Source organism: Pseudonocardia xinjiangensis (assembly GCF_050948425.1).
In the GTDB taxonomy this organism is placed as follows: domain Bacteria; phylum Actinomycetota; class Actinomycetes; order Mycobacteriales; family Pseudonocardiaceae; genus Pseudonocardia; species Pseudonocardia xinjiangensis.
The window spans coordinates 4705986-4729773 of the sequence record NZ_CP192009.1 but is presented as its reverse complement, the minus strand read 5'-3'; the positions used below and the strand labels follow the sequence as shown (position 1 = coordinate 4729773).

Sequence of the window (23788 nt, the reverse complement as noted above, 5' to 3'; positions counted from 1 at the left end):
GTACAAGAGACGTGGTCCGGTACCGGGCCACGATGGAGCGCATGACGACACCTCCACCCGTCAACGTGAACGCGGCGTTGGCGTCGTTCGACGATGTCTACAGCCCCCGGATCGTGGCCCGGGTGAACGACTACGACGTCCGGATCGCCCACACCCTGGGCGACCACGTATGGCATGTCCACGACCACACCGACGAGTTCTTCCTGGTGCTCGACGGCCGTTTCGACGTGACCGTGCGCACCGGCGGGGAGGAGCGGACCGTGGTGCTGCACGCGGGCGACACCTTCGTCGTGCCCGCAGGGGTCGAGCACAAGCCGTCCTCGCCCGGCGGATCCATTCTCATGTTCGAGCCGGGCGGCACCTCGACCACCGGCAACGTGCCCGAGGGCGACGTCCCCGGACACATCGACAGCACCACGGGACACGAGCTCCGGCCGTAGGCACCGGCCGGAGAGCCGCTTCCGCTACCCGACCTTGGCCGCGAGCTCGGCGATCCGGTCCAGGTGCTCCAGGGTCTCCGCCTCAGGTGCGGTCGGGATGTTCAGCGTCAGGCGTTCGACGCCGAGTTCCGCGTAGCCCGCGAGCTTCTCCGGCTCGTGACGGCCGATGTGCGTGGCCGCGACCACGACGTCGGCCCCGGCGACGTCCCGGAGCTTGGCCAGCTGTGGCGCGAGAGCGTCCGCCGACGTCGCGTTGGGCAGCCACCGGGCGCCGAACCGGGCGATCCGACCGAAGTTGGCCTCACCGCCGCCGATGTAGATCGGGGGATGGGGCTGCTGGACGGGCTTGGGCCAGGAGAAGATCGGGTCGAAGTTCACGAACTCGCCGTGGAACTCGGCCTGGTCCTCGGTCCAGATGCGGCGCATGGCCTCGAGGTACTCGTCCATGCGGCGGCCGCGGGTGGTGGGGTCGGTGCCGTGGTTCTCCATCTCCTCGCGGTTCCAGCCCACGCCCACACCGAAGGCGAACCGGCCGCCGGAGACCAGGTCGAGGGAGGCAACCTCCTTCGCCGTGCTGATCGGGTCGCGCTGGGCCAGCAGGGCGATTCCCGTGCCCACGACCAGCTGGGAGGTGGCCGCTGCTGCCGCGGTCAACGCGACGAAGGGGTCCAGGGCGCGGTAGTAGACCCTCGGCAGGTCGCCACCGGCCGGATAGGGAGTGCGCCGCGAGACCGGGATGTGGCTGTGCTCGGCCACGAGCAGCGAGGCGAAGCCGCGCTCCTCAACCGCTCGGCCCAGAGCGCCCGGTGCGATGCCCTCATCCGTGACGAAGCATCCGATACCGAACTTCATGGTGATCCTTCCGGTCGGGCGTCGGCGGGTGCGCGCTCGCCGACGCGTACCCCACATCTACCCCATCGGCCCGGGGCGGGGTCGTGGACGTGATCATGCGGTGGTCGCGGGCCGGGCGCCCGCACGGATCGGCACGGCATCGTGCACGCAGATGCTGGGTCCGGGCGCCTGCCGGGCTCAGCATTGTGATGCGGGCTACACCTCGAACTCCTCGGGCATCCGGGTGGGGGCCGCCCGTCGGCCGGTCGCCGACTCGATGAGGAGTGCACGATGCGGTTGCCCCTTCGCCCTGCCCGCACGAGCGTCGTGGGCGCCGCCGTGCTGCTGTGCGCGGTGCTGGTGGCGGCCTGCGGCCAGATGGTGGCCACCGGTCCCGGCGCCGCGCTGACGTTGCGAACCCTCGACCCCTACGGGGGAGACCGGACCGCGGAGGGCGCCCCGGAACGCGGCGGCACCCTCGTCATCGGCAACGACCGGGAGATCATCAGCTTCGACCCGACGCGGCAGAACACCAACCTCGCCGCGACGATGGTCTACGACTCGCTGCTCAAGCTGACGCCGGACGGCACGGCGGCGCCCTACCTCGCCGCGTCGATGACGAGCCCCGACGGCGGCGTGACGTGGCGGCTGGGTCTGCGCGACGGAGTGCGGTTCTCCGACGGCACGCCGCTCGACGGGAACGCGGTGATCGTCAACACCCGGCGCCACATCGACAAGGCCGCCTCGCCGGCCCACGCGTTCGCGCTGCGGATCAGCGCCATGCGGGCGCTCGACCCCCTCACGGTGGAGTTCGTCCTCGACGGCCCGATGGGTGACTTCCCGGTGGTCTTCGCCCAGCCCATGTCGCTGGGCACGCTCGGCATGATCGTCTCGCCCGCCGCGCTGGCGCAGTACGGCGACGACGTCGGGAGCCACCCCGTCGGAGCCGGTCCGTTCGTGCTGGCGAACTGGGTCCGGGACAACAAGATGGAGCTGGTACGCAACCCGGGCTACTGGCGGCAGGGGATGCCCTACCTCGACGGTGTGGAGATCCGGCCACTGCCCGACACCGAGAGCCGCTACGCCACCATGGCCAACGGGGATGTGGACGCGATCAACGGCGGCTTCAACACCGAGCTCGTGCGGGCGTCGGCCAACCCGAACCTGCGTGTCTACTTCGGACCGGGCAACGGCGGCGTCCTCAACTACTTCAACTTCACCAGGGCGCCCTTCGACGACAGGCGGATGCGCGAGGCCGCCGTGGCGGCGATGGATCCGAACGCGCTCGGCGCCGCCTTCTTCAGCAACCGGCTGATCAGGGCGCAGAGCCTGTTCGACGAGAACAGCCCGTACCACACGCAGCAGGCCACCGACGCCTGGCCGACGTACGACGTCGCCCGCGCGAGACAGCTGGTGGACACCTACCGGGCCGCGGGTGGCGACCCCGACTTCGTCTACACCACCGACCGCAGCTCCGTGCCGCTCGGGGAGTTCGTGCAGGCGTCGATGGCCGCGGTGGGGGTGAAGGTCGAGGTGCGCTACTTCGACCTCGCGGAGTACGCGGGCCGCGTCCTGCAGGGCGGCGACTTCGACATGGCGAGCCAGATCGCGGCGTTCGACCACCCCTTCCCCGGCATCAGCCGCGTGTACACGACGGGCGGCTCGTCCAACTTCGGCAAGTACCAGAACCCGCAGGTCGACCAGCTGGCACGCGATGCGAGCGCCACCGGCGACCCGGCGCGGCGCACGCAGGACTACCAGCAGATCGAGCTGCTGCTCAACCAGGACGTCGCCGTGCAGTGGCTGAGCCGCAGCTACCTCTCGACCATCACGAAGCCGGAGGTGAAGGGGATCGACCGCTACATCACCCGGGACCTCTTCGTGGCCGGCACGTGGATCGACCGGACGCAGTGACAGGCAGGAGACGGGAAATGACGCACGCGGTGGTGGCCGGGGGACTCCAGTTCCCGGAGGGGCCGGTCGCGCTCGACGACGGGTCGGTGCTGCTCGTCGAGATCAAGCGCGGCACGCTCACCCGGGTCGCCGCCGACGGGTCGACGTCGGTGGTCGCCACCACCGGTGGTGGCCCGAACGGCGCCGCGATCGGCCCGGACGGGGCGGTGTACGTGTGCAACAACGGGGGGTTCTCCTGGTCGGTCCGCAACGGGTTGACGGCGCCTGGTCCGCAGCCGGCCGACTACATCGGCGGCCGCATCCAGCGCGTCACCCTCGACGGGGAGGTGAGTGACCTCTACACCCACGTCGACGGCCGGGGGCTGCGCGGACCCAACGACCTCGTCTTCGACGGCCACGGCGGCTTCTGGTTCACCGACATGGGCAAGACCCGCGAGCGGGACACCGACCTCGGCGGGCTCTACTACGCCACGGCCGACGGCTCGCGCATCGTCGAGGTCGTCCACCCGCTCAACGCCCCCAACGGGGTCGGGCTGGCCCCGGACGGCTCGCGGGTCTACGTCGCCGAGACGTTCACCGGCCGGCTCTGGTGCTGGGAGCTGGACGGGCCGGGCCGCGTGCGGCCCGATCCTGGCTCCGCGGCGCGGCACGGTGGCACGCTGCTGCACGCGTTCCCGGGGATGCTGGGGCTGGACTCGCTGGCCGTGGACGCCGAGGGCAACGTCTGCGTCGCGACCCTCTACGCGAACTGCGTCAGTGTCGTCTCCCCCGAGGGGGCGCTGGTCGAGACCGTGCCGGTGCCCGAGGCCGACCTCTTCGTCACCAACATCTGCTTCGGTGGCCCGGACCTGCGCACGGCCTACATCACGTCATCGGGCCGGGGGATCCTCTACTCGACCCCGTGGCCCCGGCCCGGCCTCGCCCTGAGCTACACCGCCTGACCCGGTCCTCGCCTGCGCCGGCTCATCAGGTCGGAGGGCGCGGAGGGCGGCGGCGAGGTCGCGGCCGGACGGCGCGCGCTCCGGGTCGAGCAGTGTCTGCAGCACCAGCCCGTTGACCAGGGCGAGGGCGAGCGAGCCGAGCTGCAGCGCCGTCCGTTCGTCGACCTCGTCCTCCGCGACGTCGAGGATCAGTGCGGCGACCGAGCGGCGGCCGCGATCGTAGGCATCGGCGATCTGGTCCCGGAGCTCCGGTGTGTGCTCGGCGCGCGTGTAGGCCTGCACGCTCGCGACCGCCGTGGACCGGTCCCTGGTCAGCGCGGCCACGACTCCGTCGAGGAACGCCTCCAGGCGGTCGACGGGCGTGCTGGGCGTGGCGCACCGGAGGGCGTGCGCGATCTCGTCGTCCCAGTCGTCGAACGAGTCGATGATCGCCGCGTTGAGCAGGGCGTCCTTCGACCCGAAGTGGTAGCCGATCGACGCCAGGTTGGTGCCGGAGGCGGCCACGATGTCGCGCGCCGTGGTGGCGGCGAAGCCCTTCTCGGCGAGGCAGCGCTTCGCGCCGGCGAGCAGGTCCTCGCGGTGTCCCATGGCGCGATCGTAGGTCCTGGACGGACGTGCGTTCTATACAAGCGTCTTATACGTACGTATGATCGCCCGCATGAACGACGCCCGCCGGGCCTGGCTCGGGCTCGCCGTACTGGTGCTGCCCGCCCTGCTCGCCTCCATGGACCTGTCCGTGCTGTTCATGGCCGCGCCCTGGCTCAGCGCCGACCTCGCCCCCAGCGGCACCCAGCTGCTGTGGATCATGGATGTCTACGGGTTCCTCATCGCCGGGTTCCTGATCACGATGGGCTCGCTCGGCGACCGGATCGGGCGCCGTCGGCTGCTGCTGCTCGGCGCGGGGGCGTTCGGTGGGGCGTCCGTCCTCGCCGCGTACGCGTCCACGCCCGAGATGCTGATCGCGGCACGTGCGCTGCTCGGTGTCGGTGGCGCGGTGCTCGCCCCGTCCACCCTGGCGCTGATCCGGTCGATGTTCCCCGAGGACCGGGACCGTCGTGTCGCGATCGGCATCTGGACCGGGGCGTTCACCGGTGGGGTCGCGATCGGCCCCATCGTGGGCGGGCTGCTGCTCGAGCAGTTCTGGTGGGGCTCGGTGTTCCTGATCAACGTGCCCGTGATGCTGCTGCTCCTCGTGGTGGGGCCGGTGCTGGTGCCGGAGTCGCGGGACCCGCGTCCCGGCCGGTTCGACGTGCTGTCCGCGCTGCTCTCGCTGGCGGCCGTGCTCCCGGTGGTCTACGGGGTGAAGGAGGCGGCGGCGCACGCGCTCGGGACGGCCCCGGCGCTGGCCGTGCTGGTCGGCTGCGGGTTCGCCGTGCTGTTCGTCCGCAGACAGCTCCGGCTGGCCGATCCGATGATCGACATCCGGCTCCTGCGCAGCCGCGGGTTCGGCGCCGCTCTCGGTGCCCAGACGGTGATCGTGCTCGCCAGTGCCGGGATGGGCTACCTCGCCGTGCAGTTCCTGCAACTCGTGCTGGGGCTTCGCCCGTTCGTCGCCGCACTGTGGATGCTGCCGACCGTCGCGGGCACCGCGATCGGCATCGGGCTGGCCACCGTCCTCGTGCGCACGGTGCGCCCCGCGGTGGTCGTCGGCGCGGGAACCGCGGTGGCGGCCGCCGGGTTCGCGCTGGTCGGCATGGTCGGCACCGGGTCGTCGGTGCTCGCGGTGATGTCCGCGTACACGGTGCTCACCTTCGGCACCGGGATGGTCGCACCACTGGCCATCGACCTGATCGTGACGACCGCGCCGCCGGAGCGGGCCGGGGCGGCCGCCGCCGTCGGCGAGACGGGCGCGGAGTTCGGCGGAGCGGTCGGCATCGCCGTCCTCGGCACGGTCGCCACCGCCGTCTACCGCGACGAGATCAGCGGCGCCCTCCCCGCTGCGCTCCCGCCGGACGTGGCGGAGGCGGCGACCGGAACCCTCGGGGGCGCGGTGGCCGCGGCGAGGCAGTTGCCGGACCCCACCCCTGTGCTGACGATCGCGGGGGAGGCGTTCGTCTCCGGTTTCACCACCGCGGCGATGCTGGCCGCGACGCTGCTGGCCGTCGCGGCCGTCGTGGTCACGGCCCGGCTCTGGAGCGTGCGTCCGGCCGACGCGCCGGCGCCGGTCTGACGGGCAGCCGAGACGCGGTTACCGGTCGAGCCAGACCGAGGCGTAGAACATGTCCCTCGACGTGTAGCGGTCGATGCCCTTCACCTGCGGCTTCGCGATGGTCGCCAGGTAGCTGCGGCTGAGCCAGCAGGCCACCAGATCGCGGTTCACCTGCAGCTCGACCTGCTGGTATGCCCGGGTCCGCTCGGCCTCGTCGCTGGTGCTCGCCGCGGTGTCCAGCAGCGCGTCGACCTGGGGGTTCGAGTACTTCCCGTAGTTGGTGTTGCCGCCGGTGTGCACGAGCCGGGACGCGCCGGGGAAGGGCGCGTCGAACGCGCTCACCGTGGTGGTGAGGTCGAAGTCCCCGCTCTGCACGACCTGCGACGAGTACTGGGCCAGATCGTAGAACTGCAGCGTCACCGTGATGCCGACCGCGGCCATCTGCGCCTGCAGGAACTCCCCGAACTGGGTGCGCGCGGTGGTCGTCTTGAGCGTGAAGTCGGGGTTGCCGCCGCTCGCGCGATACTCCGCGATGAGCTGCCTGGCGCGTTCCGGGTCGTAGGCGGGCCACTCCTGCGACGCAGCCTCTGTGTGGTTGGGGCTGTCGGTGTCGAAGAGGCTCGTGGCGCTGACGATCTGGTTGTTGTAGAGGCTGGCGCTCAGCGCCTTCATGTCGAGCGCGCGGACCACCGCCTCCCGCATGCGCCGGTCGTCGAACGGCGCGCGGGCGAAGTTGAAGTAGAGGTACTCGCCGGCGTTCCCCGGTCCGTAGTAGACGGTGAGGCCCGGGTCTCCGGCGGCGCGCACGAGCTCCTGGTTGTAGGCGGCGAAGATCAGGTCGACGTCGCCGTTCTGGATCGACGCGTAGCGCGACTCGGTGTCCGGCAGCGGGCGGAACTCGAGCCGGTCCAGGTAGGGCTTGCCGGTCTGCCAGTAGTCCGGGTTGCGTTCCAGGACGAGACGCGAGTCCGGGATCCATTCGACGAACCGGAACGGGCCGGCCCCGACGGGGTGGCGGCCGATGTCGTCGCCGTACCGCTGCAGCGCGGCCGGGGAGATGATCACCCCGAGGCTGCCGTAGGTGATCGACTGGGCGAACACCACCGGGAACGAGCCCAGCGGGCTCTTCAGGGTGAACTCGACGGTCAGCGGGTCGACCGCCCGCATCGAGGCGATCTGCTCCGCGTATGGGTGCGCGGGGGAGGCCGCCTTGTCGATGTGGCGCTGCACGTTGACCAGCACGGCGTCGGCGTCGAGCGGGGTGCCGTCGCTGAACCGCACGCCGGGCCGCAGCCCCATCCGCCAGGTGAGCCCGCCGTCCGGGCTGTCCATCGACTGCGCGAGGTAGGGCTGCGCCGTGCCGTCCGGCGTCAGCTTCATCAGGGAGTCGTAGACCGCGAACTCGGCCATGTTCGAGTTCTGGACCGCGGGGTCGAAGCTGACGATCTCCCGGTCCATGCCCAGCCGGAGCGTGCCGCCGGGCTTCGGGAGGCCCTCGCTCGCGAGGTCACCGCCCCACGCGTTGACCGCGCGGATGTCGGCGCGGGCGCTCCCGCCGGCCGCCCCGCAACCGGCGGAGAGCGCCACCACGCCCAGTACCGCCACCACGGCGGCGACGAGACGCCCGCGCCGGGCCCACAACCGCACCATTCCGCCTCCTCGTCGAGCCGGGGTCGTGCCGGTTCAGGGCAGTGCGGCAGCCGGCGAGGAGACGCCGACACCCCCTCGTGTGCCGGCGCCGTACCTCGCCTTCTCCTTCTCCAGATCGAGTGGCACGCCGCGGCGGCGGCGCCCCTCGAACGCCGCGTCGTCGAGCAGCTCGGCGGGCACCAGCCAGGCGACCTCGAACTCCAGCCCGTCGGGATCACGGGCGTAGATGCTCTTGGTGGTGCCGTGGTCGGTGGCGCCGACGTACGCGTCGACGGCCATCAGCCGGTGGGCGAGGTCGTCGAGCTCGGCGAGCGTGCCGATCTCCCACCCGAGGTGGTAGAGCCCCACGGCCCCGCGTCCGGCCGGGTTGTCGGCCGCCTCGCCGATGGCGAACAGGCCGATGTCGTGGTCGTTGGTCGAGTCGGGTGCCTGCATGAAGGCGGCCTGGCCCGGCCGCTCCATCTGGACGCTGAAGCCCAGCACGTCCCGGTAGAACGCGACGCTGCGGTCGACGTCGCGTACGAACACCACGGCGTGGTTGAGCCGGTTGATCCCCATCCCGGCTCAGTCGCCCGCGGCGGGCTGGGGCGTCCGAGTCTGCGCGTCCCGCAGCGCCGCCTCGCCCTCCTGGACCGCGGGGTCGGCGTCGGTGCCCAGGTAGCGCCAGTCCTCACCGTCCTCGAGGATCTTGTCGGCGGCGCGGATCGTGCGGAAGTCGGTGTCCGGCCCGGCCAGCGCGAGCAGCGGCGCCTCACCGTTCTCGGCGAGGGCCTTCGCCGAGCGGATGAGCTGGTTGCGCATCCGGATGATCGCCTTGTCGATCGTGCCGAGACGCTCCTGGGAGCGGTCGTAGATCGGGCCCATCGACTCGGTGACCATGAGGTCCTGGCTCACGAAGTCCTTCACCCCGCTGAACGTGGTGGTGCGCTGCACCTCGCGGTCGATGTTGTAGTCGGCCTCGGCGAGGTAGTTCCGCGGCGTGATGCCGCCGACCCGGCGCGTGAACGGCGTCTCGAACGGGCCGTAGCTGAACAGCGGCGCACCGCCGTGGCCCTGCGGGTTGGACGGGACCGTGGCCTCGAAGTTGTAGCGCCAGCAGTTGTGGTCGTCGATCGGCACGACCATGAGGTGGCGGGTGCTGTAGGGGACCGCCGCGATGATCGTGCTGTAGGGGAAGACGTACTCGGTGATCCGGACGTTGGTGTGACCGTTGGGGGTCTCGCGCAGGCCGGCGTAACGGAAGCCGTACCAGGTGTCCTCGATCTCGAGCTGCGGGGCGCGGTCGTGGTGCCAAAACTTCCAGGTCATCTTGTTCGACGGGTATCCGGGCTTGTCGGTGCCGTCGTCCTCGATGTCGGCGGCGCCGTCCCACGAGTGCAGCCACGAGATGTGGGCGGTGTCGACGTTGCCCTCCATCGTCTGGATCCAGTTGCAGTACGACTGCAGCTTCGTGGCGAGCTGGTTCTGCGCGGGCAGGCTCTCGGTGCCGAAGTCGCGGAAGGGCGTGATCGTCTCCGGCGGGCCCATGTAGGTCCAGGCGATCCCGCCGGACTCGTGCACCGGGTAGGCCCTGGCCTTCACCTTGTCCTTGAACACGCTCTTCGGCGGCTCACTGGGCATGTCGACGCACGCGCCGTCCGCGTCGAACTTCCAGCCGTGGTACGGGCAGCGCAGCCCGCACTCCTCGTTGCGTCCGAAGTAGAGCGACGCGCCGCGGTGCGGGCAGTTCTCCTGGATCAGGCCGACCCGGCCGTTCGTGTCGCGGAAGGCGACGAGGTCCTCGCCGAGCAGCCGCACCCGGACCGGGTCGCAGTCCGGGGCGGGCAGCTCGCTCGACAGCAGCGCGGGCGTCCAGTACCGGCGCAGCACCTCGCCCACCGGGGTGCCCGGGCCAACCCGGGTGAGGATCTCGTTGTCCTGCTGGGACAGCATCGTCCGACCTCCCTTTCCGCGCCTTCCGGTGCACTGCGGGAACGCAGGGCCGGGTGCGCGGATGCTGTTTCCGCCGACCGCCCGCCCGACGCGGATGACCGGGATTTTCGGATCGGCCCGTTTCCGTGGATGGCGTCCCAGCGAGATTAGCCACGCGGCCCGACAGCGGGGAAACAATGATTGTTTCTGTCGCGGCATCAGCGGTGCTGATGGCGGGCCCGCCGGGCGCCCCGGCTCGCCGGGGGGCTGGTGATCGGCGCCCGGGTGTCCTTCGATGGTCACGTGAAGTCCGCGACGTCGCGTCTGGCCGGTCTGGACCTCAACCTTCTCATCGTCCTGCGCGAGCTACTGCGGGAGCGCAACGTCACGCGGGCCGCCGAGCGGGTCGGGGTGTCCCAGCCGGCGGTGAGCGCCGCGCTCGCGCGGCTGCGCCGGTACTTCGACGACGACCTGCTGATCCGGCGCAGCGGGAGGTACGAGCTGTCGGCGCTCGCCTTCCAGTTGGGCGAGCAGGTCGAGGCCGTGTGCGAGGGCGTGGAGCGGCTGCTGGCCACCGGGTCGCGCTTCGACGCCGCCACCTCGCGCCGCGAGTTCACGATCGTCATGTCCGACTACGCCGTCGCGGTGCTGGGGCAGCCCCTCGCCGCGGCGATGAACGCGGCTGCGCCGCACGCCCGGCTGAACGTCGTGCTCGCCCGGGAGTCTCTCGCCGCGAACATCACGCAGACGATCCGCGTGGTCGACTGCGTGGTCTCCCAGGCCACCAGCCGGTTCCGCATCCCCGAGATCCGGTCCGCACCTCTGCTCACCGACCGCTGGGTGTGCGTCGTGGCGGCCGGGAACCGGCGGTTCGGCGAGGAGTCCGCCGACCTCGGCGAGCTGGCGACGGCGACCTGGGTCGTGCCGTACCACGACGACGCCGAGTTCCCGTCCGTCGTGCCGGTGAGCCGGCAGCTCTCGCGGCTCGGGGTGCGGCCGCAGGTGGCGGTCCGGGTGGACAGCTTCCACGCGGTGCCCTACCTCCTGGCCTCGACCGACCACGTGGCCCTCATGCAGGAGCGGCTCGCCCGGGAGTGCGCCCGGCACCTGCCGCTGCGGATACTGGCCTGCCCGACGCCGCTGGACCCGCTCGAGGCCCGGCTGTGGTGGCACGAACGGCACGACGAGGAGGCCGGGCACCGGTGGTTCCGCCGCCTCGTCCTCGGTGCGGCGCAGGGCGGGACGCCCGTCCCGGTTCCGCCCGCCGACGGCTCCGGCGCGGAGAGCCGGCATCGACACGGTTGATGGTGTCCATGCCGATTTTCTGTTTCCTCCGGCCCGGTCCGGGTCCCTAACGTCGGATCCCGTGAAGATCGTGGTGTCGCGCCTCGACGAGTTCCCGCCGGGGGAGCGCCGGATCGTGCAGGCCGGCCGGCGGTCGATCGGCGTGTTCCGGGTGGGCGACCGCTTCTACGCCGTCAACAACCACTGCCCCCACCAGGGCGGACCGCTGTGTCTCGGCCGCACGAAGCCGTGGGTCCGGTCGGCGGGTCCCGGCGACTACGCGATGGCGGAGCACGACGCGCTCGTCGCCTGCCCGTGGCACGGCTGGGAGTACGACCTGGCCACCGGGCAGTCCTTCCTCGGCCCGGGCGAACCACCCGCCCGCACCTACGACGTGTCGGTCGAGGCGGGCGACGCCACGGCCGAGCCGGTGCACGGCCGCCTGCCCGGCCCCTTCGTCGCCGAGACGTTCCCGGTGCACGTCGAGGACGCCTACGTCGTGGTCGACACGAGCCCCCGCGCGCCGGCGGCGGGCGTATCCGGAGGTGCGCGATGACCAGCACGGCACTGCCCGCCCAGGCCGCCCCCACGGCGAGCCGGGCCCGGCACACGATCGTCGACGCGGACATCCATCCCCACGCGCCGGCCCCGCAGATCCGCGAACGGCTCGCGCACCGGCACCGGGAGCGGTGGGACATGTTCGCGGGACGCGTGCCGGGGCCGCCGGAGATCTACCCGCGGGTGCGCAACTCCGGCTTCCGGCTCGACTCGTGGCCTCCCGGCGGGTTCCCGGGCAGCGACCTGCAGATGGTGCGCGACCAGCTGCTCGACGAGTACGGGATCGACCACGGGATCCTGATCCCGCTGCAGGGACACAGCTGGGGCGTCGAGGAGCCCGAGTACGCGGCGGCCCTGTGCCACGCGCTCAACGACTGGCTGGCCGACGAGTGGCTCGGCGCCGAGCCGCGCCTGCGCAGCTCGATCGCCGTCCCGCACGAGGCGCCCGACCTCGCCGCCGAGGAGATCCGGCTGCGCGCAGGCGACCCGCGGTTCGTCCAGGTGCTGCTGTCGACGGGCGGCGAGCTCGGGTTCGGACGCAGGCGGTACTGGCCGATCTACGAAGCGGCGGCGGAGGCCGGGCTGCCGGTCGCGGCGCACACCGGAGGCCTGGAGCAGCACCGCGGAGCCGGCTGGCCGTCGTTCTACCTCGAGGAACACGTGTGGAACGGCAACACGATGGCCGCGCTGATCATGAGCATGCTGAGTGAAGGGGTCTTCGAGCGGTTCCCGTCGCTGCAGGTGGCGTGCGTCGAAGGGGGCATCGCGTGGGCGGGCCCGCTGATGTGGGCGCTCGACGACGCCTGGGAGCAGCTGCGCACCGACGTGCCGCACCTGCGCAGGCCGCCGTCGGAGTACGTCCGCGAGCACATCTGGTTCACCACCCAGCCCATCGAGGAGCCGGACGACCCCGCGCACCTGGAGATCGCCCTGGCGCACATCGGGATGGACGACCGGATCATGTTCGCCTCCGACTACCCGCACTGGGACTTCGACTCGCCGCGCCAGGCTCCACGGCTGTTCCCGGCGGCGCTGCGGTCCTCGATCATGGGATCGAACGCCTGCCGGCTCTACGGGCTGCCCGAGGTGGAGCCGGAGGAGTCGCGATGACCGCCGCACCCCCCACGACGGGCGTCGTCGACACCGACGTGCACTGCGCGCCCGCCACGATCGCCGCGCTCACGCCCTACCTCGAGCCGTACTGGCGCACCTACATCCAGGACGGCGGGGTGTCCCTCTCACCCACCCAGGGCGGGGCGTACCCGCCGCAGGCGCCGACCAGTGCCACGCCCGCGGCGCGAGCGGCCGGGGCCGTCCCGGCCACGACGGTCGACGAGCTGCGCACCGGGCTGCTCGACCCCGCCGGGCTGAGCACCGCCGTGCTGAACTGCACCACGTCGTTCCACTGCAACCGCAACCCGTACTACGAGGCCGCGCTCACCCGCGCGGTGAACGACTGGCTGGTCACCGAGTGGCTCGACCGGGACGACCGGCTGCGGGCGAGCATGGTGGTGCCCACCCTCGACACCGAGGCGGCCGTCGCGGAGATCGAGCGGATCGGCGGCCATCCCGGTTTCGTGCAGGTGCTGCTGCCCGTCCGCGCGGACGTCCCGTGGGGCAACAAGCGCCACCACCCGATGCTGCAGGCCGCCGCCGCCCACGACCTCGTGGTGGGCCTGCACGCGTGGGGTCGGATCGGCAACGCGGCCACCCCGACCGGGATCACCCACACCTATCTCGAGGACTACCTGGGCAACTCCCAGCTGATCGTGCAGGCGCAGGTGACGAGTCTGGTGACCGAGGGCGTCTTCACCCGGGTCCCGCAGCTGCGGGTGGTGCTGGCCGAGTGCGGGTTCTCCTGGCTGCCCACGCTGCTGTGGCGCTTCGACAAGGACTGGAAGGGCGTCTGGCGGGAGGTGCCGTGGCTCGACGGCCGCCCGTCGGAGGTGGTGCGCCGCCACATCCGGCTGACCACCTCGCCCGCGCACCTGCCGCGCGACCCGGCGCAGGTCCGGCAGGTGCTCGACCTGCTCGACGCCGCCGCGATGCTCCTGCACGCCAGCGACCACCCGCACGACCACGGCACCGGCGGGGACCGGCTGCTGGCCGCGCTCACCGGACCCGAGCGCGAGCGCGTGCAGAGCCGCAACGCGATCGACTGGTACCGGCTCGACCGGTGATCCTGGAGGGCCCGGTGATCTTCGACGGCTGGGCGACCATCGACGTGACCACCCCCGCCGGGGCCCGCATCCGCGTGCGCACGGCCGGGAGCGGTCCGCCGCTGCTGCTGCTGCACGGGTACCCGCAGACCTCGGCCATGTGGCACCTGGTGGCGCCGGAGCTCGCCCGCGAGCACACGGTGGTGGCCGCCGACCTGCGCGGGTACGGCGACAGCGTCCCGCCGCCCGGCACCGCCGACGACGTCGCCGCGTTCGGTAAGCGCGCCATGGCCGCCGACCAGGTGGCCGTGATGGCCGCGCTGGGGTTCGGGGAGTTCGCCGTGGCCGGGCACGACCGCGGCGCGCGCTGCGCCTACCGTCTCGCGCTGGACCACCCGGAGGTCGTGACGGCGCTCGCCGTGCTCGACATCCTGCCGACCGCCGACGTGTTCGCCGGCGTGGACGCGGCGTTCGCGCGCTCGGCGTGGCACTGGTTCTTCCTCGCCCAGCCCGGTGACCTGCCCGAACGCCTCATCGCAGCGGACCCGGACGCGTTCTTCCTCCGCGGCACCGACGGCGTCTTCGCACCGGAGGCGCTGGCGGCCTACCGGGCTGCCTACCGCCGGCCCGAGGTCGTCCACGCCATGTGCCAGGACTACCGCGCGGGCGCCACCGTGGACGTCGCCGACGACGAGGCCGACCGGGGCCGCAGGCAGATCGCGTGCCCGACACTCGTGCTGTGGGGGAGCCGCGGTCCGCTCGGCCGGGTGCCCGACGTGCTCGACGGGTGGCGGCAGTGGGCGCCCGCGGCGACGGGAAGATCGTTGGACTGCGGCCACTACCTCGCGGAGGAGCGCCCGGCCGAGACCCTCGCCGCGCTGCGCGACCTCCTCCGGTCGCCGCGCCGATAGGTCATCCGTCGCGTTGACCCGGCGCCCCCGCCCGCCGTTAATGAGGGCATGGGCAGGGAGGCCGGACGGTGAAGCGCGGACCGGTGTCCCTGGCCAACCTCGACCTGAACCTCCTGGTGTTCCTGCGTGAGCTGCTCCGCGAGCGGAACGTGACGCGGGCGGCGCAGCGGGTGGGGGTCACGCAGTCGGCGGCGAGCGCGGCGCTCTCGCGCCTGCGCCGGCACTTCGGCGACGAGCTGCTCGTCCGCTCCCGCGGCGGATACCTGCTCTCGCCGCTCGCGGTGCAGCTCGCCGACCAGGTCGAGCCGGTGTGCGCGAGCGTGGAGCGGCTGTTCGCCACGAGCCCGGACTTCTGCCCCGAGGAGTCCGACCGGGAGTTCACGCTGCTCGTGCCGGACTACGTGCTCGCGGCGTTCGGCGAACGGTTCTCCCGCGAGCTGCACGCGGCGGCGCCGCGGGCGCGGCTGCACGTCCAGGTCGTGAAACAGGCTCTTCCGCGTGACGTCCTCGACGCGCTGCGCGTGCTCGACGGGATCGTGTCCGCTCCCAGCGCCGCGCTGCGCGGTGCCGGCATCCGCAGCCTGGAGCTCTTCCGGGACCGCTGGGTGTGCGTGGTCGGCGCCGACAACCCGGTGCTCGACGGCGCCGGTTCGCACCTCGCGCTGGCCGATCTGCAGCGGCTCCCGTGGGTCGTCCCGCACCATCCCGACGGCGGGTACCCGGCGACCTTCCCGCTCGCCCCGCTGATCGCCCGGCTGGACGAGCGCCCGCGCGTGGCGGTCCGGGTGGACAGCTACCAGGCCACCCCGTACTTCGTGGCCGGTACCGACCGGGTGGCCGTCATGCAACGGCGCCTCGCCGCGCTGTTCGCCGACCGCCCCGACCTGCGCGTGCTTGAGTGCCCGGGCGACCCGCCGCCGATCGTCGAGTCGTTGTGGTGGCACGAGCGGCACGACGAGGACGACGCGCACCGCTGGTTCCGCGGGATCGCCGCGCGCGCCGCGCGCGATCCCGGCGCCGGGCTCCGCGCGGCCCGACCTGCCCATCCCATCCATGAGTCGCGCCCCGCGGCGTCGAAACGGAGGAGCTCGTGACCCAGGTGATCGAACCGACCGCCCATGTGCACACCGACCTGTACGTCGACGGCGCGCCGGTGCCCGCCGAGCGCACGCTGCGCGTGGCCGACCCGGCGGACCCGTCGGCGACGGTGGGGTACGCCGCGGCCGCCACCCGCAGCCAGGCGCTCGACGCCGTGGCCGCCGCGGACCGGGCCTTCCCCGCGTGGGCGGCCCGCAGCGCGGGGGAGCGGGCCGACCTGCTCCGCGCCGCGATCACCGGGCTGGCCGAGCACCGCGGCGCTGACGCGGAGATCCTGACCAGGGAGAACGGGAAGATCCTGCAGGAGTCCACGATCGACCTGATCGTGTTCGACCACCGCGTGGAGCTGGCCTGCGGCGGCGTCGACCAGGTGGGCGCGACGTCCACGCTCGCCGGGCCGCCCTACGACACGCAGGTCGGCTACGTCCCGCTCGGCGTGGTCACGATCATCGTGCCGTTCAACTGGCCGCTGGCCATCCTCGCCGCCTCGCTGCCGCAGGCCCTGCTGGCCGGCAACACGGTCGTCGTCAAGCCGCCGCCGTCCGCCCCGCTCGCCACGACGCGGGTGGTGCAGCGGGTGGCCGCGGCGCTTCCTCCCGGCGTGCTCAACGTCGTCACGGGCGAGGACGCGGAGATCGGGACGGCACTGGTGAGCGACGAGCGCGTCGCCAAGGTCTGCTTCACGGGCAGCCCCGCCGGTGGCAGGCGGATCATGGCGATGGCGGCGGAGACGCTCACCCGCGTCGCACTGGAGCTGGGCGGCAACGACCCGGCGCTGGTGCTCGACGACGCCGTACTGGACGACGCCGCGCTCGACCGGCTGGTGGCAGGCACCTTCGACTCGACCGGGCAGATCTGCATGGCGATCAAGCGGCTGTACGTGCACCGGTCGCGCTACGCCGAGGTGGTGGAGGGCATGTCGGCCCGGCTCGCCGGGCAGGTGCTCGGCCACGGCCTCGACGCGGCCACCACGATGGGACCGCTGCACACGGCGCGCCAGCGCGACTTCGTGGCCGACCTGGTGGCGCAGGCCCGCGCGGCGGGGGCCGAGGTGCGCGAGTTCGGCAGCGGCCCGGACGACCGTTTCACCGGCGGGCATTTCCTGCGCCCGAGCCTGGTGCTCGACCCGGCGCGGGACGCCCGGGTGGTGACCGAGGAGCAGTTCGGCCCGACCCTGCCGATCCTCCCGTTCGACACCGACGACGAGGCGGTCGCCGCCGCCAACGACACGTGGGCCGGGCTCTGCTCCTCGGTGTGGACGCCCGACCGGGACCGCGCCGCCCGGGTGGCCGCCCGCCTGCGCAGCGGCTACACGTTCGTCGACGCGCACGGGGCGCCGTGGCTGGATGAGCGGGCGCCGTTCGGCGGGCTCAAGGGCAGCGGCATGGGGCGGGAGATGGGCGTCGAAGGGCTGCGCGAGTTCATGGACACCCACTCCGTGGCGTTCCCCAGCGGGTGACGGTGCACGTTGCGGTATGGACGCTCGTGGTGTGGCCGGACGCTCCGATGGTTCGTCAGGCCGCCGCGGGGGGCCGCGCCCGCAGACGCGTGCCCCGGCGAGTCGCCCGTTTCGCGTGCGCGAGTCGCCCGTTTTCTGCTGCGGGCGGCCCGGGTGACAGCGATGTGGTCCCGTGTCGCTGTTCCCGGGCGGCCTGACGCCGCGACATGTGTTCATGTCGCGGCAGCGGCGTCAAGGTCAGGTCAGTTGCTCCCACCGGCGTTCCGTCCGAGGCGCAGCGCGGAGACGAGGAAGAAGATGCCGCCGAGCAGGGCGTAGCCGGCCAGGTTGCTCAGCGAGGCCCCAGGAACCAGGGCCTGCACGAAGAACGAGACACCGGCGAGCGTGGAGATGGTGCCGCTGGCGACCATCGCCCACTGGCCTCCGAGGTGGCGTCGCCGCAGAGCCACGACGAGCTGGACGAGCCCGGCAACGACGGCCCAGACCCCCCACACCTGCAGGACCGCCGCAATGCTGGAGGTGAGCGCGACGACCAGCCCGACGGCGGCGATCAGGCTGATCGCGATGTTGACGTAGAGCCCTGGCGCGGACCGGCTCGCTCGGGAGGAGCGGGCGTCGACGACGGCGGCGCCCACGTCGAACAGGGGGTAGATCACGAGCAGAGTTGCGCTCACCGGCCCGATGCTCGACCCGGTCACGAAGAGCGCGACAGCCCAGATCAAGGCGAACCCGAAGCGGACGAGGTAGAGCCGGCGTAGCGCCGGCGCGATGGTGGCTGCGGCAGGGGCAGTGGCCGTGGTCATGATGCCTCCAGGTAGAAAGACCGTTCTCTCTTGCGGGGCCGAGCCTGGCAGACGCTCCCGGTGGTTGCAAGACAGAAGGTTCTTTCTGTTAGTGTCGACTCATGGCGACAGCGACCCGCCCCGCGCCCGGCAGCCCGAGCGGCGCCTCGCGGGGGCACGAGCGGTCCGAGGCCCGGGAACGGCTGCTCTCCACCGCCAGCGCGCTGTTCTACCGGGAGGGGATCCGCGCGGTCGGGGTCGAGCGGATCCTCGCCGAGGCCCCGGTCACGCGGGCGACGTTCTACCGGCACTTCCCCTCGAAGGACGAGCTCGTACTCGCCTACCTGCGCGGCGTCGACGCCCACATCCGCGCCGGCACGCAGGCCGCCATCGACGCCGCGCCCTCGCCGGCCGACGCGCTGCGCGCGATCGGCACCGCCGTCGCCGACGACCTGGCGAGACCCGACTTCCGCGGGTGCGCCTTCCTCAAGGCCGCCGCCGAGTACCCCGACCCCGACGACCCGGTGCGCCAGGTGGTCCTCGACCACCGAGCCTGGTACGTGGCCACCCTCACCGGGCTCTTCGCGCAGGTCTTCGGGGACTCACCGCGGCGCGGCAAACCCGAGCACGCCGCCCTGCACTTCGTGATGATGCGCGACGGCGCCATGTCCGGCGCCCACCTCGACGGCGCCGACGCCGTCGGCGCCGCGTTCCACCGCGGTGTCGAGGGCCTGCTCACCCTCCTCCACTAGGCAGCCGCGACCGGCGCGACCGGCCCACCCCGCGACATGGACACATGACGCGGCTGATGAGCCGCTCCGGACAACGTCATGTGTCCATGTCGCGCACGCCCGCAGGGTATTTACACGGTGGCCACGTCCCGGACCGGCGTCCGGATGACCAGTGCCGCCACCAGGCTCGCCCCGCACAGCAGCGCGAGGTAGAGCGCGATCGGTGTCGAGGACCCGGTGGCCGCGAAGAGGCTGACGGCCACGAGCGGGGTGACGGCGCCACCGACCATGCCGCCGAGCTGGTAGGCGATCGAGGCCCCGCTGTAGCGCACGCGGGCGTCGAAGAGCTCGGTGAACAGGCCGCCCTGGGCTCCGGCCATGATCGCCTGCACCACGCCCGCCACCATGAACGCGATGAGCGCCGCGACCGCGCTGCCCGTGTTGACCAGCCAGAAGAGCGGGAACGCCCACACGACGGCCGAGCCGGCGCCGATCGCGTACACGCGCTTGCTGCCCCACCGGTCGGCGCAGCGCGCCGAGACGTAGATGCCTGCGATCCAGAGCACGGTGGAGAGCAGGATCAGCGTGAGCAGGGTGCTGCGGTCGAAGCCGACCACGCTCGTGCCGTAGTTCAGCATGTACACCATCACCGTGTAGCCGACGGCGGGCGGTGCGATGGCGGCCAGGCTGGCCAGTGCCACCGTGCCCGGCTGTTCGCGGAACAGCGTGACGACCGGCATCTTGGTGACCTGCTTGTTCTCCTGCACCCGCCGGAACTCCGGGCTCTCCGACAGCTTGCGGCGCACCACCATCCCGACGACCAGGAGCGCGATGCTCAGCAGGAACGGGATGCGCCAGCCCCACGCCGCGAAGTCCTCGTCGTCGAGGCCGGCGATGGCGAGGAACGCCAGGTTGGACGTGAGCAGGCCGATGGGGACGCCGAACTGGGCGAAGCTGCCGAAGAGCGCGCGCTGCCGCGGTGTGGCGTGCTCGGTGGCGACCAGCACCGCGCCGCCCCACTCCCCGCCCACGCCGAAGCCCTGCACCAGCCGCAGGAGGATCAGCAGGAGCGGGGCGGCCACCCCGATCGCCGCGTAGGTCGGCAGGACGCCGATGAGGAACGTGGAGAACCCGGTGAGCATCAGGGTGAGGACCAGCATGGCCTTGCGGCCGATGCGGTCACCGAAGTGGCCGATCACGGCGCCGCCGAGCGGCCGGGCGATGAACCCGACGGCGAACGTGCCGAACGCCGCGAGCGTGCCCGCCAGCGGCGAGAACGACGGGTAGAACAACGGCCCGAACACGAGGGCCGCCGCGGTCCCGAAGATGTAGTAGTCGTACCACTCGATCGAGGTTCCCACGCAGCTGGCGAGCAGCAGTGATCTCCTGCTGGGGGTCGGGTTGGCCACGTTGCACCTTCCGCGCTGAGGTCGAGGACGTCGCACAGGAGTAAATAGCTCATCGGCAGCAGACGTCGTCCGACGGTTGCCTCCGCACGAACGGGACGGATGTCGCACGGGCCGCCGAACGGGCAGGCGCCTGCCGCGACGGTTCCCTTCCGGGACGCGAAAGGGATATGGCCCCCGTCACTCGCGGCGGCGCATCGTGGGTGCCCGCAGCGGACCACCGTCTCCCTGCGATCACGACGTCCCTGCCGGTCCGGCCCGCCGCTTCGTGCGGTCCCGCGCAGACCCCTGGAGCCGATATGAGCATGACGACGTGCGCCGCGATCTGCCGTGAGGCGGGCAGGCCGTGGGAGATCGTCGACCTGGAGCTGGACGACCCGCGGGCGGGCGAGGTGCGGATCCGCATCGAGGTCGCCGGGCTGTGCCACTCCGACGACCACGTCCAGAAGGGCGACGCGCGGATGCGCTTCCCCGTGGTCGGCGGCCACGAGGGGGCGGGCGTCGTCGAGGCGGTGGGGGAGGGGGTCACGCGCGTCGCGGTCGGCGACCACGTCGTGTGCGCCTTCATCCCGGCCTGCGGCACGTGCCGCTACTGCTCCACGGGCCGCCAGAACCTCTGTGACGCCGGGAAGAACGCCTCCACCGGCGAGTTCCCCGACGGGACCTTCCGGTTCCACCTCGACGGCGAGGACCTCGGCGGGATGTGCGTGCTGGGCACGTTCTCCCAGCACCTGGTCGTCTCGGAGTTCTCCTGCATCCCGATCCCCGACGACATCCCCTTCGACATCGCGGCGCTGGTGGGCTGCGGCGTGCCGACCGGCTGGGGGTCCGCGGTGCACGCGGCGGGCGTCCGGGCGGGCGAGACCGTGGTCATCTACGGCGCGGGTGGCGTGGGCAGCAACGCCGTGCAGGGCGCCCGCTACGCCGGGGCGAAGAACGTGGTGGTCGTCGACCCGGTGGCGTTCAAGCGGGACATGGCGAAGGTCTTCGGCGCCACGCACACCTTCGCCGACGCCGCAGCGGCGCACGAGTTCGTCGTGGAGACCACCTGGGGCGAGCTCGCCGACCACGCGATCATCACCGTCGGCGTGCTGCACGACGAGGTGATCGACCACGCCATCCAGGTCGTCGGCAAGTGCGGCCAGGTGACGATCACCGCGGTCGGCAACGGCTCGATCGACCACCACCCCGGGCCGCTCATCGGCTACCAGCGGCGCGTGCAGGGCGCGATCTTCGGCGGCTGCAACCCGCTCTTCGACGTCCCGCGGCTGCTCGGGCTCTACCGCTCCGGCGACCTCAAGCTCGACGAGCTGATCACCCGCCGGTACCGGCTCGAGGAGGTCAACCAGGGCTACCAGGACATGCTGGACGGCAAGAACGTCCGCGGCGTGCTCCTCATCGAGCACTGAGCGCCGTGGCCGACCACGATGGCGTGCGGCTGCGCGTGCTGATGGAGCCGCGCCACGGCGCGCGCTACGAGGAGATCCTGGCGCTGGCCCTGGCCACCGAGCAGGCGGGTTTCGACGCGTTCTTCCGCTCCGACCACCTGCTCGGGGTCGACCCGGCCGATCCCACGTTCCGTCCCACCGACTGCTGGACGACCCTCGCCGGCCTGGCGCGGGAGACGTCGCGCGTGCGGCTCGGGGCGCTGGTGGGCGCGGCGACGTTCCGCGTGCCCGGCCTGCTCGCCACGATCGTCGCCTCGGTCGACGAGATGAGCGGCGGGCGGGTGGAGCTCGGGCTGGGCACCGGGTGGTTCGCCAGGGAGCACGCGGCGTTCGGCATCCCGTTCCCGCCGACGGGCGAGCGGTTCGACCGGCTGGAGGAGCAGCTGGCGGTGATCACGGGCCTGTGGCGCACCCCGACGGGCGACGACGCCGGCTTCTCGTTCGACGGCGCGCACTACCGCCTCGAGGCCAACCGCACCCCGCCACGACCGCTGCAGGACCCGCACCCGCCGATCATCATCGGCGGCGCCGGGCCGCGGCGCACCCCGGCCATCGCGGCCCGCTACGCCGACGAGTTCAACGGCGCGCTGACGTTCGGGGACCGCACCGGGGTGCAGCTCGCGGAGCGGTTCGCGGGGTTCGCGCGGGCGTGCGAGGCGGTCGGCCGCGACCCGGACGAGGCACGGCGCTCGGCCGTGCTGCCCGTCGCGTGCGGGTCGACGCCTGCCGAGGCGCAGCGCCGCGCGGAGGTGATGGGCTCGGAGCTGATGCGCTCGACGGCCGCGATCGGGTCGCCCACGGAGGTGACGGATCTGGTCGGGGCACTGGCCGAGGCCGGGGCGGACACGGTCTACCTGCACATCTACGACATCCACGACCTGGACCACATCGCCCTGATCGGCGCCGAGGTCCTCCCGCACGTCACGAGCACACCGGAGAGGACAGGCGCCCGATGACACCGAGCAACCAGGGCAGCATCACCACCCGCGCCGCGATCGCGCGGCAGCCCCACACCGGCTGGGAGCTCACCGAGCTGACCCTCGACGCCCCGAGGTCCCACGAGGTGCGGGTCCGCTTCCACGCCGCCGGGCTCTGCCACTCCGACGACCACATCACCCACGGCGACGCCCCGGTCCGGTTCCCGATCGTCGGCGGGCACGAGGGCGCCGGCGTGGTCGAGTCGGTGGGTCCGGACGTGCGCCGGGTGCAGCCGGGCGACCGGATCATCTGCTCCTACATCCCGGCCTGCGGCGGGTGCCGGCCGTGCTCCACCGGGCACCAGAACATGTGCGTGAAGGGCCTGAACGCCAGTACCGGGATGTTCCTGGACGGCACCTTCCGGTTCCACCACGGCGAGGAGGACCTGGGCGGGTTCTGCACGGTCGGCTCGTTCTCGCAGTACGCGGTGGTGTCGGAGTGGGCCTGCATCCCGCTGCCCGACGACATCCCGTTCGAGATCGGCGCGCTGGTCGGCTGCGGGGTGCCCACCGGCTGGGGCTCCGCCGTGTACGCCGCCGGCGTGCGCGCCGGGGACACCGTGGTGATCTACGGCGCGGGCGGCGTCGGCAGCAACGCCGTGCAGGGTGCGCGCTACGCGGGTGCGAAGAACGTGGTGGTCGTGGACCCAGTGGAGTTCAAGCGGGACATGGCGAAGGTCTTCGGCGCCACCCACACCTTCGCCGACGCCCGCGAGGCGCACGACTTCGTGGTCGAGACGACCTGGGGGCAGCTCGCCGACCACGCGATCTGCACGCCCGGTGTGCTGACCAGCGAGGTGGTCGACGCCGCGGTGCAGGTGGTCGGCAAGGCCGGGAAGGTGACGATCACCGCGGTCGGCAAGCTCGGGGAACGCGCCGTCAAGGTGCACGCCGGCTTCATGATCCTGTACCAGCGTCAGGTGCGCGGGGCGCTGTTCGGAGACTGCAACCCCCTCTACGACGTGCCGAAGCTGCTGGGGCTCTACCGCAGCGGTGATCTCAAGCTCGACGAGCTGATCACCCGCCGGTACCCGCTCGACGAGCTGAACGCGGCCTACCGCGACCTGGCCGACGGCAAGAACATCCGCGGCGTCCTGATCCACGAGCGCTGACGGTCGAGCGCCGAGGTCCACGAGCCC

22 protein-coding genes are annotated in these 23788 nt (G+C 72.3%); 15 read left to right on the top strand and 7 right to left on the bottom strand.

Going from position 1 to position 23788, the window contains the following annotated elements; all coding sequences use genetic code 11:
- Nucleotides 1-41 precede the first annotated feature (41 nt).
- The gene (locus ACQPZA_RS22290) at nucleotides 42-440 is read left to right on the top strand and encodes a cupin domain-containing protein (RefSeq protein ID WP_433273387.1); all 399 of its coding nucleotides are present in this window, start codon (nucleotides 42-44) and stop codon (nucleotides 438-440) included.
- A 24-nt stretch (nucleotides 441-464) separates the two neighbouring features.
- Here ACQPZA_RS22290 and ACQPZA_RS22285 read toward each other — a convergent pair whose 3' ends face one another.
- Nucleotides 465-1292: an LLM class F420-dependent oxidoreductase gene (locus ACQPZA_RS22285; protein ID WP_433273385.1), complete on the bottom strand. Its 828-nt coding sequence runs from the start codon at nucleotides 1290-1292 to the stop codon at nucleotides 465-467.
- A 270-nt stretch (nucleotides 1293-1562) separates the two neighbouring features.
- On the opposite strand from ACQPZA_RS22285, the gene ACQPZA_RS22280 reads away from it, so the two are divergent.
- The gene (locus ACQPZA_RS22280; RefSeq protein ID WP_433273383.1) at nucleotides 1563-3185 is read left to right on the top strand and encodes an ABC transporter substrate-binding protein; all 1623 of its coding nucleotides are present in this window, start codon (nucleotides 1563-1565) and stop codon (nucleotides 3183-3185) included.
- A 17-nt stretch (nucleotides 3186-3202) separates the two neighbouring features.
- Nucleotides 3203-4126 (top strand): SMP-30/gluconolactonase/LRE family protein, encoded by a 924-nt coding sequence (locus tag ACQPZA_RS22275; protein ID WP_433273381.1) that lies wholly within the window; start codon nucleotides 3203-3205, stop codon nucleotides 4124-4126.
- Here the strand turns inward: ACQPZA_RS22275 and ACQPZA_RS22270 are convergent.
- Nucleotides 4055-4714 carry a TetR/AcrR family transcriptional regulator gene (locus ACQPZA_RS22270; RefSeq protein WP_433273379.1) on the bottom strand — a complete coding sequence of 220 codons (660 nt, stop codon included), beginning with the start codon at nucleotides 4712-4714 and terminating at the stop codon, nucleotides 4055-4057. The two genes, ACQPZA_RS22275 and ACQPZA_RS22270, sit on opposite strands and share 72 nt — an antisense overlap.
- A 70-nt stretch (nucleotides 4715-4784) precedes the next feature.
- Between ACQPZA_RS22270 and ACQPZA_RS22265 the strand changes: the two genes are divergently transcribed.
- Nucleotides 4785-6296 carry an MFS transporter gene (locus tag ACQPZA_RS22265; protein ID WP_433273377.1) on the top strand — a complete coding sequence of 504 codons (1512 nt, stop codon included), beginning with the start codon at nucleotides 4785-4787 and terminating at the stop codon, nucleotides 6294-6296.
- A gap of 18 nt (nucleotides 6297-6314) precedes the next feature.
- Here the strand turns inward: ACQPZA_RS22265 and ACQPZA_RS22260 are convergent, their stop codons facing one another.
- The 3 genes from ACQPZA_RS22260 to ACQPZA_RS22250 are packed head-to-tail and all read right to left on the bottom strand — an operon-like array spanning nucleotide 6315 to nucleotide 9857.
- The gene (locus ACQPZA_RS22260) at nucleotides 6315-7925 is read right to left on the bottom strand and encodes an ABC transporter substrate-binding protein (RefSeq protein ID WP_433273375.1); all 1611 of its coding nucleotides are present in this window, start codon (nucleotides 7923-7925) and stop codon (nucleotides 6315-6317) included.
- A 33-nt stretch (nucleotides 7926-7958) separates the two neighbouring features.
- Nucleotides 7959-8483: a VOC family protein gene (locus tag ACQPZA_RS22255; RefSeq protein ID WP_433273373.1), complete on the bottom strand. Its 525-nt coding sequence runs from the start codon at nucleotides 8481-8483 to the stop codon at nucleotides 7959-7961.
- Nucleotides 8484-8489: 6 nt separating this feature from the next.
- Nucleotides 8490-9857 (bottom strand): Rieske 2Fe-2S domain-containing protein, encoded by a 1368-nt coding sequence (locus ACQPZA_RS22250; RefSeq protein WP_433273371.1) that lies wholly within the window; start codon nucleotides 9855-9857, stop codon nucleotides 8490-8492.
- 282 nt (nucleotides 9858-10139) lie between these two features.
- Here ACQPZA_RS22250 and ACQPZA_RS22245 point away from each other — a divergent pair, with 282 nt between their 5' ends.
- From ACQPZA_RS22245 to ACQPZA_RS22215, 7 genes are all read left to right on the top strand, one after another.
- On the top strand, nucleotides 10140-11141 hold the full coding sequence (locus tag ACQPZA_RS22245) for a LysR family transcriptional regulator (RefSeq protein WP_433273369.1): 1002 nt from the start codon (nucleotides 10140-10142) through the stop codon (nucleotides 11139-11141).
- Between the two features lie 61 nt (nucleotides 11142-11202).
- Nucleotides 11203-11676, top strand: coding sequence for a Rieske (2Fe-2S) protein (locus tag ACQPZA_RS22240; RefSeq protein WP_433273367.1), 474 nt, complete (start codon nucleotides 11203-11205; stop codon nucleotides 11674-11676).
- Complete coding sequence (locus ACQPZA_RS22235) at nucleotides 11673-12788, top strand: amidohydrolase family protein (RefSeq protein ID WP_433273365.1); 1116 nt, start codon at nucleotides 11673-11675, stop codon at nucleotides 12786-12788. The genes ACQPZA_RS22240 and ACQPZA_RS22235 overlap by 4 nt, the downstream gene beginning before the upstream one ends.
- Nucleotides 12785-13858, top strand: coding sequence for an amidohydrolase family protein (locus ACQPZA_RS22230; RefSeq protein ID WP_433273363.1), 1074 nt, complete (start codon nucleotides 12785-12787; stop codon nucleotides 13856-13858). Before ACQPZA_RS22235 ends, ACQPZA_RS22230 begins: the two co-directional genes overlap by 4 nt.
- Nucleotides 13858-14748 carry an alpha/beta fold hydrolase gene (locus ACQPZA_RS22225; RefSeq protein WP_433282934.1) on the top strand — a complete coding sequence of 297 codons (891 nt, stop codon included), beginning with the start codon at nucleotides 13858-13860 and terminating at the stop codon, nucleotides 14746-14748. The genes ACQPZA_RS22230 and ACQPZA_RS22225 overlap by 1 nt, the downstream gene beginning before the upstream one ends.
- Before the next feature lie 68 nt (nucleotides 14749-14816).
- Nucleotides 14817-15842, top strand: coding sequence for a LysR substrate-binding domain-containing protein (locus ACQPZA_RS22220; RefSeq protein WP_433273361.1), 1026 nt, complete (start codon nucleotides 14817-14819; stop codon nucleotides 15840-15842).
- Nucleotides 15839-17305: an aldehyde dehydrogenase family protein gene (locus ACQPZA_RS22215; RefSeq protein WP_433273360.1), complete on the top strand. Its 1467-nt coding sequence runs from the start codon at nucleotides 15839-15841 to the stop codon at nucleotides 17303-17305. The genes ACQPZA_RS22220 and ACQPZA_RS22215 overlap by 4 nt, the downstream gene beginning before the upstream one ends.
- A gap of 242 nt (nucleotides 17306-17547) precedes the next feature.
- Here the strand turns inward: ACQPZA_RS22215 and ACQPZA_RS22210 are convergent, their stop codons facing one another.
- Nucleotides 17548-18108: a DUF308 domain-containing protein gene (locus ACQPZA_RS22210; protein ID WP_433273358.1), complete on the bottom strand. Its 561-nt coding sequence runs from the start codon at nucleotides 18106-18108 to the stop codon at nucleotides 17548-17550.
- Between the two features lie 101 nt (nucleotides 18109-18209).
- On the opposite strand from ACQPZA_RS22210, the gene ACQPZA_RS22205 reads away from it, so the two are divergent.
- Nucleotides 18210-18839 carry a TetR/AcrR family transcriptional regulator gene (locus ACQPZA_RS22205; protein WP_433273356.1) on the top strand — a complete coding sequence of 210 codons (630 nt, stop codon included), beginning with the start codon at nucleotides 18210-18212 and terminating at the stop codon, nucleotides 18837-18839.
- 110 nt (nucleotides 18840-18949) lie between these two features.
- Here the strand turns inward: ACQPZA_RS22205 and ACQPZA_RS22200 are convergent, their stop codons facing one another.
- Nucleotides 18950-20227: an MFS transporter gene (locus ACQPZA_RS22200; protein ID WP_433273354.1), complete on the bottom strand. Its 1278-nt coding sequence runs from the start codon at nucleotides 20225-20227 to the stop codon at nucleotides 18950-18952.
- A 296-nt stretch (nucleotides 20228-20523) separates the two neighbouring features.
- On the opposite strand from ACQPZA_RS22200, the gene ACQPZA_RS22195 reads away from it, so the two are divergent.
- The 3 genes from ACQPZA_RS22195 to ACQPZA_RS22185 are packed head-to-tail and all read left to right on the top strand — an operon-like array spanning nucleotide 20524 to nucleotide 23761.
- Complete coding sequence (locus ACQPZA_RS22195) at nucleotides 20524-21633, top strand: NDMA-dependent alcohol dehydrogenase (RefSeq protein ID WP_433273352.1); 1110 nt, start codon at nucleotides 20524-20526, stop codon at nucleotides 21631-21633.
- Nucleotides 21634-21656: 23 nt separating this feature from the next.
- Nucleotides 21657-22628, top strand: coding sequence for an LLM class F420-dependent oxidoreductase (locus tag ACQPZA_RS22190; protein WP_433282932.1), 972 nt, complete (start codon nucleotides 21657-21659; stop codon nucleotides 22626-22628).
- Complete coding sequence (locus ACQPZA_RS22185; RefSeq protein ID WP_169394061.1) at nucleotides 22625-23761, top strand: NDMA-dependent alcohol dehydrogenase; 1137 nt, start codon at nucleotides 22625-22627, stop codon at nucleotides 23759-23761. The genes ACQPZA_RS22190 and ACQPZA_RS22185 overlap by 4 nt, the downstream gene beginning before the upstream one ends.
- Nucleotides 23762-23788 lie beyond the last annotated feature (27 nt).